The following is an 8,621-nucleotide window of genomic DNA, read 5'->3' as shown; positions in this document are numbered from 1 at the left end:
TTATGCACTTCGAAGAGCGCAAGCGTTTCCCGCAGGAACTTTTTCTGCCCGGATTTCCCACCCGCGACAACCTAACGCCCGGGACTGAAGACTCACAACCTCCCACTCACCATTCCGAACCCCGACCTAACGGCGGCGTTCTCCTTCCTCAATTAAATCTTGACAATCCGCCCAAAAACCACTATGATATCATAGTATATAGGAAAATGCTGTGAAGAAGAGGAGTACATGCATAACCCCGACAGAGAGGATGGTCCACTGGTTGAGAGGCTGTTCAGGGAAAGTGTGGATGGAAGGTAGCTTCGGAGCGGGATTCCCCAAAGCAGGATGCAAGTAGGGAGTCACGGCCGGTCACCGTTAAAAGACTCAATGAGATTGCCGGAGCTCTATGAGATACGGCAGAAGCCAGGTGGTACCGCGGAAGATTTTTCGCCCTTTGCATAATAATTGTGCAGAGGGCTTTTTTGATTGACAGTGAAAAGTTTGAGGAACGTGCTTTTCAACGCCATTCAAACTCACGCCGGGCGCTTTAAAAGGAGGTGGAGGCTTGAAAAAACAGGGAGGACCGCAGAGCTGCGAATCCTGCGGTAATTATATTTATGATGAGGATTATGGTTATTACGTCTGTGAGGCGGATCTGGATGAAGATGAAATGGCTTCATTTCTCGGAAATCAACGTTTTGAATGTCCTTACTACCAGACAGACGATGAATACCGAATTGTGAGGAAACAGATGTAATACCAGGCGAGGAGGCATCAGATGGCAGAGAAACGCCGGATGGCTGAGAAAAGCAATACAGCAGGAAGAAATACAGCGACAGCAGGCAGGAAGGCCGTGGCTGCTGCGGTGGTTTTTGTGGTCATAACAGCCATGCTGCTGACGGCATGCCGCACAACCGGAACCGTTACTGAGACGGCGGCAGCACAGACGCCGGGAACGCTGGAAAACGGAGTATATCTGAGCGGAGACGGCAGATTCACCGTTAAGGCCGATGAAGCAAAATGGCGGACTACGGGAACAGGAGAGTTATGGGAACTCAGTCTTCTGGAAAACAGAAGCGTCCATATTTCATTTTCTCCTGCAGAGGGCCTTAATAAAGAGATGATTGCCGATTTTGAGACATCTTTTGCAGACGGCTATGTGGAGGCCTTAAAAGAAGAATATCCCGATATTAAAAAGACGGATATCCGCGAAGTCAGCGAAGAGCTGGCGGGCCTTGGGATGACAATGACCGGGCCGGGAGGCGGGGACAGAATGTACCAGCTTCTTTATCTGGCCTCGGACGGAGAGAACGGATATCTTATCACGGCGTCCTTTCCAGCAGAACAGGAGAGTGTTTTTAAGCAGGAAGTGATGCAGGTGATAGAATCGATTTCATTTATAATGAAAGAACAGACATAACCGCTGATATAAAACAAAATAATGATTCACAAAAAGAACTGAAAAGAGAAAAGGAGATACACATGAAAGAACTCGAAAAAACCTACAATCCGGCGGACATTGAAGAACGCCTCTACCAGAAATGGCTGGACAGCAAATACTTCCATGCAAAAGTAAATAAGGACAAAAAGCCGTTTACCATCGTAATGCCGCCGCCAAACATCACGGGACAGCTCCATATGGGACACGCCCTGGACAACACGATGCAGGATATCCTGATCCGTTACAAGAGAATGCAGGGATACGAAGCATTATGGCAGCCGGGAACCGACCATGCCGCGATCGCTACGGAGGTTAAGGTCATCGATAAGCTGAAAAGCGAGGGCATTGACAAGCATGATCTGGGCCGTGATAAATTCCTGGAGAAAGCCTGGGAGTGGAAAGAAGAGTATGGCAGCCGCATCGTAAACCAGCTCCATAAATTAGGTTCCTCCGCCGACTGGGACAGAGAGCGTTTCACCATGGACGAGGGCTGCTCCGACGCGGTTTTGGAGGTATTCACAAAGCTTTATGAGAAAGGCTATATTTATAAAGGCTCCCGAATCATCAACTGGTGCCCCGTCTGCCAGACTTCGATTTCCGATGCCGAGGTGGAGCACGAGGAGCAGGACGGCTTCTTCTGGCACATCAATTATCCGATCGCAGGCGAAGAGGGCCGTTTCGTAGAGATCGCCACCACACGTCCAGAGACGATGTTAGGCGACACGGCGGTGGCGGTAAACCCGGAAGACGACAGATATAAAGACCTGATCGGCAAGATGTTGAAACTGCCTCTGACCGGCCGTGAAATTCCGGTTGTTGCGGATGAATATGTTGACAAAGAGTTTGGTACGGGCTGTGTAAAGATTACGCCTGCCCATGACCCGAACGACTTTGAGGTAGGAAAACGCCACGGCCTGGAGGAAATCTGCATCATGAACGACGATGCCACGATCAGCGCTCCGGGTAAATATAAGGGAATGGATCGTTATGCCGCCAGAAAGGCAATCGTAGCCGACCTTAAGGAGCAGGGACTCCTTGTAAAAGTAGTACCGCATTCCCACAATGTCGGAACTCATGACCGCTGCGGCACAACCGTAGAACCGATGGTAAAACCACAGTGGTTCGTAAAGATGGATGAAATGGCAAAACCGGCGATTGAGGCACTGCAGTCCGGACGTCTTAAATTCGTTCCGGAGAGTTTTGGAAAGACCTATCTCCACTGGCTGGAGGGAATCCGCGACTGGTGCATTTCCAGACAGCTTTGGTGGGGACACAGAATCCCTGCATATTACTGTGAGGAATGCGGTGAGATGGTAGTGGCGAAAGAAGCGCCTCACGCCTGCCCGAAATGCGGCAGCGCCCGTCTGCGTCAGGATGAGGATACGCTGGACACCTGGTTCTCCTCCGCGCTCTGGCCGTTTTCAACTCTGGGCTGGCCGGAGAAAACGCCGGAATATGAGTATTTCTATCCAACGGATGTGCTGGTAACGGGATACGATATCATTTTCTTCTGGGTGATCCGTATGGTATTCTCAGGAATTGAGCAGACGGGAAAAGAGCCGTTCCACACCGTACTGATTCACGGCCTGGTAAGAGACTCCCAGGGACGCAAGATGAGCAAATCCCTCGGTAACGGCATCGATCCTCTGGAGGTAATCGAGAAGTACGGCGCCGATGCCCTGCGTATGACCCTGATGACGGGCAATGCACCAGGCAACGATATGCGTTTCTACTGGGAAAGAGTGGAGGCAAGCCGTAATTTTGCAAACAAGATTTGGAATGCAACGCGTTTCATCATGATGAATATTGAAAAAGCTCCGGCAGCCGATGTCAGCTTAAGCGACCTCACAATGGCCGACCGCTGGATCCTGTCGAAGGTAAACACCCTTTCCAGGGATGTCACCGAAAACATGGATAAATACGAGCTTGGTATCGCGCTCCAGAAGGTATACGACTTTGTCTGGGAGGAATTCTGCGACTGGTATATCGAGATGGTAAAACCGAGGCTCTGGGATGACAATGATACGACAAAAGCGGCGGCGCTGTGGACGCTCAAGACCGTATTAATCAACTCCCTGAAACTGCTTCACCCATATATGCCGTTTATCACGGAAGAGATTTTCTGCAATCTCCAGGATGACGAACCGTCCATCATGATTTCCGCCTGGCCGGTTTACAAAGAAGAATGGAATTTCGCCGGTGAGGAGAAGGCTGTGGAGGTAATCAAGGAAGCGGTCCGCGCAATCAGAAACGTACGTACCTCCATGAATGTACCGCCGAGCAAAAAGGCAAAGGTATACGTTGTGTCCGACAGCGATGAGATTCTGGGCATTTTCGAACACAGCCGGGTATTCTTTGCAACACTCGGATATGCGGGCGAGGTAGTCCTCCAGAAGGATAAGACGGACATTGCGGATGACGCGGTATCGGCTGTGACGGCCCAGGCAACAATTTATATGCCGTTCGCAGAACTTGTGGATCTGGACAAGGAAATCGAAAGACTGGAAAAAGAGGAAGAAAAGCTTGGAAAAGAGCTGGCACGCGTTACCGGAATGCTGAACAACGAAAAGTTTGTCAGCAAAGCGCCGGAGGCAAAGATTGCCGAGGAACGTGAAAAGCTTGAAAAGTATACCCAGATGATGGCTCAGGTGAAGGAAAGACTGGATCATCTCAGAAAGTAAAAAGAAGCGCCGGGAGATTGCATATCTGCCGGAAGTTCCGGTGCCAAAGGAGGGAACGGGTTGTTGTTCAGGGAACTGAAAGAAAGCGAGATAGAAACTGCATGGGCTTTGGTTTGGAGAGTCTTTCTGGAGTTTGAAGCTCCGGACTATACCGTACAGGGAGTCGACGAATTTTACAGGAGTTGCTGTAATCCGGAGTATCTTGCTATGCTTAGATGGTACGGGGCTTTTGACAGAGAGAAGCTCGTTGGGGTAATAGCGACCCGGAGCAGTGGAAACCACGTGGCGTTATTCTTTGTGGATGGCTGGTATCACCGCAAGGGAATAGGCCGCAGGCTGCTTGAACTCGCTTTAAAGGACAATGCCGCGGGCAAAATGACGGTAAACTCGTCCCCATTTGCAGTCCCTGTATATCATTGTCTGGGATTTCGGGATACGGATACCGAACAGGAGACGAACGGGTTAAGGTATACCCCAATGGAATTAGAATTTTCGGTGTCTGCATTAGACGAAGACGGTTAGTAAAAAGTAACAGAAAAGGCTCCGGAGCGGAGGATGTGGTAAAATGCCCATCTGACGGTCCGGAGCTTTTTCTGTGGACGGCGGTGAAAAGTCCACAGAAAGCGTTGTACATTTTCTGTTTTTATTTTTATGAAGAACGGTGAACGTTCAGAGCGTGTTTTAAAATGTCCTTTTCCGGTAGGAATGATATTTAGACACGTTCTATTTGGACGTACTTTTTTTCGGCGAAGATTCCTGCGTCTCCTTGCTCTCCGGCGGCGAACAGAGTTCCTGGTGCGCATCGATGGTAGCCAGGGTGTCCCCCAATTGGGAGAAAAGGGCGGCATACAGGGCGATTTCCTCCGAAGTTTTACCCTGGGCGATATTGCAGGCCAGGGCGGTTATAGTCATGGCAAATTCACAAGATTGCATAAATGACACCTCAATTCAGAATATGAACGGAGGAGAAAAAATAGAATGAGCCGGACCGTTTTTGTGATATACTATCGATAGCAATACTACAGAAGATAATATTTTCCGCATACAAAGGAGAAATGAAAATGTACATAGCAGATCTTCACATCCATTCCCGTTACTCAAGAGCCACCAGCCATGACTGCACGCCGGAAGCGCTGGAGCTGTGGGCAAGAAAAAAAGGAATCCGGCTTCTGGGAACCGGAGATTTTACGCACCCGGCCTGGCGGGCGGAGTTAAAAGAAAAACTGGTTCCGGCGGAAGAGGGGCTGTACACTTTAAAAGAGGAATACAGAATTCACGATAACGGCGCGGATGACTCACAGGCGGTAAGATTTGTTGTAACGGGTGAGATTAGCTCGATTTATAAGCAGGGGGAGCGGGTAAGAAAGGTTCACAGCCTTCTGCTGCTGCCAAACCTGGAGGCGGCGGAGCTTTTGTCCGCAAGGCTTGAACAGATCGGAAACATCCATTCCGACGGACGCCCGATCCTTGGGCTGCCCTGCCGCGATCTTCTGGAAATTATGCTGGAAGTGTGCCCGGATGCGGTCTATGTGCCGGCTCATATCTGGACGCCTCATTTTTCGATGTTCGGGGCGTTTTCCGGCTTTGATACAATAGAAGAATGTTTCGGAGATCTGACGCCCCATATCCATGCGCTGGAGACGGGGCTGTCCTCCGATCCGCCGATGAACTGGCGCCTCTCAGCACTTGATTCTTACCAGCTTATATCGAACTCGGATGCCCACTCTCCGTCAAAACTGGGAAGAGAGGCAAATCTGCTGGACACGGACCTTAACTACCCTTCATTAGTGAAGGCGATTGAGACGGGTGACGGCCTTCGGGGAACGATTGAATTCTTCCCCGAGGAAGGGAAATACCATCTGGACGGGCATCGGAAATGCCACCTTTGCTTAAGCCCGGCAGAGACCATTAAATATGGGGGAAAATGCCCGGTGTGCGGGAAAAAACTGACCATCGGCGTCTCGCACAGGGTGGAGGAGCTGGCCGACCGGGCGGAGGGCTATGTGCGGCCGGCCGGAAAAGTTTTTGAGAGCCTGGTGCCTCTGCCCGAGGTAATAGCGGCCTCCACAGGAAGAACAGCAGCCAGTGTCAGGGTCCAGAGACAGTATCAGGAGATGCTGTCCAAACTGGGAAATGAATTTTCCATCTTAAGGGAAGTACCGCAGGAAGACATCAAATTGGCGGCCGGAACCATGATTGCCGAGGGAATCAGCCGTTTGCGCCGTGGAAACGTCCTGCGCAATCCGGGATTTGACGGAGAGTATGGAACGATCCAGCTGTTCGAACCGTGGGAACTTGAAAATGTGGACGGGCAGATCAGTCTATTTCTGCCGCCCCGGGAAAACTTAGCTGCAACAGTTGGGGACTTGAAAGAGAAAAGGACAACAGATGGAGCCATAACAAATAAGATGGCGGCAGGTGAGACGGCAGCATATGAGACGGCGGCAGATGAGAGCGCAGAAATGGATTCGGACACAGGTAACGCCGTAAAAGAGACGGCAGCGGCGGTTGAATTGGATTGTCCGGAATCTAAAAATTTCTTTCTTGACCATCTGAATGAAAAACAGAGAGAAGCCGCCGTCATACCGGCCCGCGCGATTGCGGTTACGGCCGGTCCGGGAACCGGAAAGACGGGAACCCTGACGTCCAGAATCGGTTATCTTCTGGAGGAACGCGGTGTAAAACCGTCCGAGATTACGGCCGTTACATTTACCAATAAGGCGTCGTCGGAGCTTCGGGAGCGTCTGGAAAAACAGGCGGGAGGAAAAAGAATTACCCGCCTGCTGAGAGTGGGGACATTTCATGGCCTTTGCCTGGAACTTCTGAAAAAACAGGGTTTTAACCGCATTCCGGCTCCGGAAGAGATGCTTTTAGAGACGGCAGCGGATATTGTAAGAGAATATAATTTAAACATCCCGCCATCCGGCTTTTTAAGACAGTTGTCCCTGAAAAAGTCGCGAATGGAACTGTGTGATCCGGCCGGAGAAAGAACGTCGGCCGCCACGGCTGAGGGAGCGGGGAATCCCGCGTCCACAGGGGAAAACAGCAGCGAAGATACCTTTCATGAAGCTGCTCAGGAGTATCAGAAGCGGTTGACGGCAGAAGGGGCGTGCGATTTTGACGATCTGCTCCTTGAGACGTTAAAACTTCTTAAAACAGAGCAGAAAAATGAAATCAGGAAACAGCATTTTAATTACCTCCTGGTGGATGAGTTTCAGGATGTTAACCCGGTTCAGCTTGAGCTTATCAGGGTATGGAACCGGGGAGGAAGGGAACTTTTTGTGATCGGAGATCCGGATCAGTCCATCTATGGATTCCGGGGAACGGATGCGGCCTGCTTTGAGCACTTGAAAAAAGAGTACCCTTCTTTAATTAATATTGTCCTGAATGAAAATTACCGCTCGGTTCCGTCTATTCTGGAAGGAGCGCAGGCCGTTATTTCGGAAAATCCGGGGCAGGAAAGAAGACTGACGCCCGTATGCGGAGAGGGAGCAAAGATACGCCTTATCACAGCGGAAAGTGCGATGTCCGAGGCTATTTTCACCGCAAAGGAGATTAACCGTCTTGTAGGCGGAATTGATATGCTGGATGCCCAGGAAAAAAGGATAACGGGACGCCTCGCCGGTTTTTCCGACATAGCGGTCCTTTACCGGACCCACCGCCAGGCAGCGCTTCTGGAGAAATGTCTGCGCAAGGAAGGAATCCCTTACCGTGTGGCGGGAAGAGACGCATTTTTGGCGGATCCTGAGGTCAGGGGCAGTATCAGTTTTTTCAGGAGTCTGCTAAATCCGGAAGATCGGTTCTCGGCCGGACTCAGCCGCCGCCTTCTGTGGAACGAACTGGGAGACAGGGAGCGGGAAGAAAGGTTTGCCGGAGAAGCAAAACACTACCTTCCACTTTTGAAAAAAGGAAAACCATCGGATATCCTGGAACAGTGGATCACTGCGGCACCGGATGGAGATACGTCAGGCAGCCGGCATATGGAAAAATTATGGCAGCTTTCATTCATGTACCACAATATGAAGGACTTTTTGGAGGCGCTGGCTTTTGGCACGGAGGGTGAACTGATCCGCCCGGGAAAAAAGCAGTACCGGTCCGATGCAGTTACACTGATGTCTCTTCATGCTTCAAAAGGTCTGGAATTTCCGGCCGTGATTCTGTGCGGAGTCAGAAAGGGACTGATTCCGTTAGAAAGACAGTCGGCGGGAAAAGCGGACGAGATAGATCAAGAGGAAGAACGCCGCCTCTTTTACGTGGGAATGACCAGGGCGAAAGAGCAGTTGGTGCTGGTAACGGGAAAGGAACCGTCGGAGTTCCTGAACGCTCTGCCGGAGACATGTTTCGAACGGGAAGAGGCAGGAAAAACGAAACGGGCGGAATCCGGTTTCGGACAGCAGCTCAGTCTGTTCGACTGGATAAAGGAGAAATAGCAATCATACATACACCGGCCCGTTCACGGAACATGCGGGCCGGCGTTGGAAGGATAAGTCCGCGAAGAGCTCCCGTTAATTTCTCCC

General features: G+C 50.8%; 6 protein-coding genes and 1 other annotated feature. Of the genes, 5 read left to right on the top strand and 1 reads right to left on the bottom strand.

All coding sequences use genetic code 11. The features are described from left to right. The first annotated feature begins 202 nt into the window (after positions 1-202). Positions 203-440, top strand: a binding site (T-box leader). Positions 441-547: 107 nt separating this feature from the next. From QZT18_RS18265 to QZT18_RS18250, 4 genes are all read left to right on the top strand, one after another. Continuing rightward, positions 548-739, top strand: a complete 192-nt coding sequence (locus QZT18_RS18265) for a DUF6472 family protein (RefSeq protein ID WP_294150176.1) — start codon at positions 548-550, stop codon at positions 737-739. 21 nt (positions 740-760) lie between these two features. Next, positions 761-1,402: a hypothetical protein gene (locus QZT18_RS18260; protein WP_294150174.1), complete on the top strand. Its 642-nt coding sequence runs from the start codon at positions 761-763 to the stop codon at positions 1,400-1,402. Between the two features lie 62 nt (positions 1,403-1,464). Beyond that, entirely contained in the window at positions 1,465-4,104 is a 2,640-nt protein-coding gene (locus tag QZT18_RS18255; RefSeq protein WP_294150173.1) for a valine--tRNA ligase, read from the top strand. 63 nt (positions 4,105-4,167) lie between these two features. Next, positions 4,168-4,626 carry a GNAT family N-acetyltransferase gene (locus QZT18_RS18250; protein WP_294150171.1) on the top strand — a complete coding sequence of 153 codons (459 nt, stop codon included), beginning with the start codon at positions 4,168-4,170 and terminating at the stop codon, positions 4,624-4,626. Between the two features lie 201 nt (positions 4,627-4,827). Here the strand turns inward: QZT18_RS18250 and QZT18_RS18245 are convergent, their stop codons facing one another. Further along, the gene (locus QZT18_RS18245) at positions 4,828-5,037 is read right to left on the bottom strand and encodes a DUF6774 domain-containing protein (protein WP_294150169.1); all 210 of its coding nucleotides are present in this window, start codon (positions 5,035-5,037) and stop codon (positions 4,828-4,830) included. A 128-nt stretch (positions 5,038-5,165) separates the two neighbouring features. Between QZT18_RS18245 and QZT18_RS18240 the strand changes: the two genes are divergently transcribed. Further along, complete coding sequence (locus QZT18_RS18240) at positions 5,166-8,534, top strand: UvrD-helicase domain-containing protein (RefSeq protein ID WP_294150167.1); 3,369 nt, start codon at positions 5,166-5,168, stop codon at positions 8,532-8,534. The last annotated feature ends 87 nt before the right edge of the window (positions 8,535-8,621 follow it).

Origin of the sequence: uncultured Clostridium sp. (assembly GCF_900547735.1) — a bacterium.
GTDB lineage: Bacteria > Bacillota > Clostridia > Lachnospirales > Lachnospiraceae > Otoolea.
Note: the sequence above shows the minus strand (reverse complement) of the source record. Positions and strands in the feature narration are given on the sequence as shown.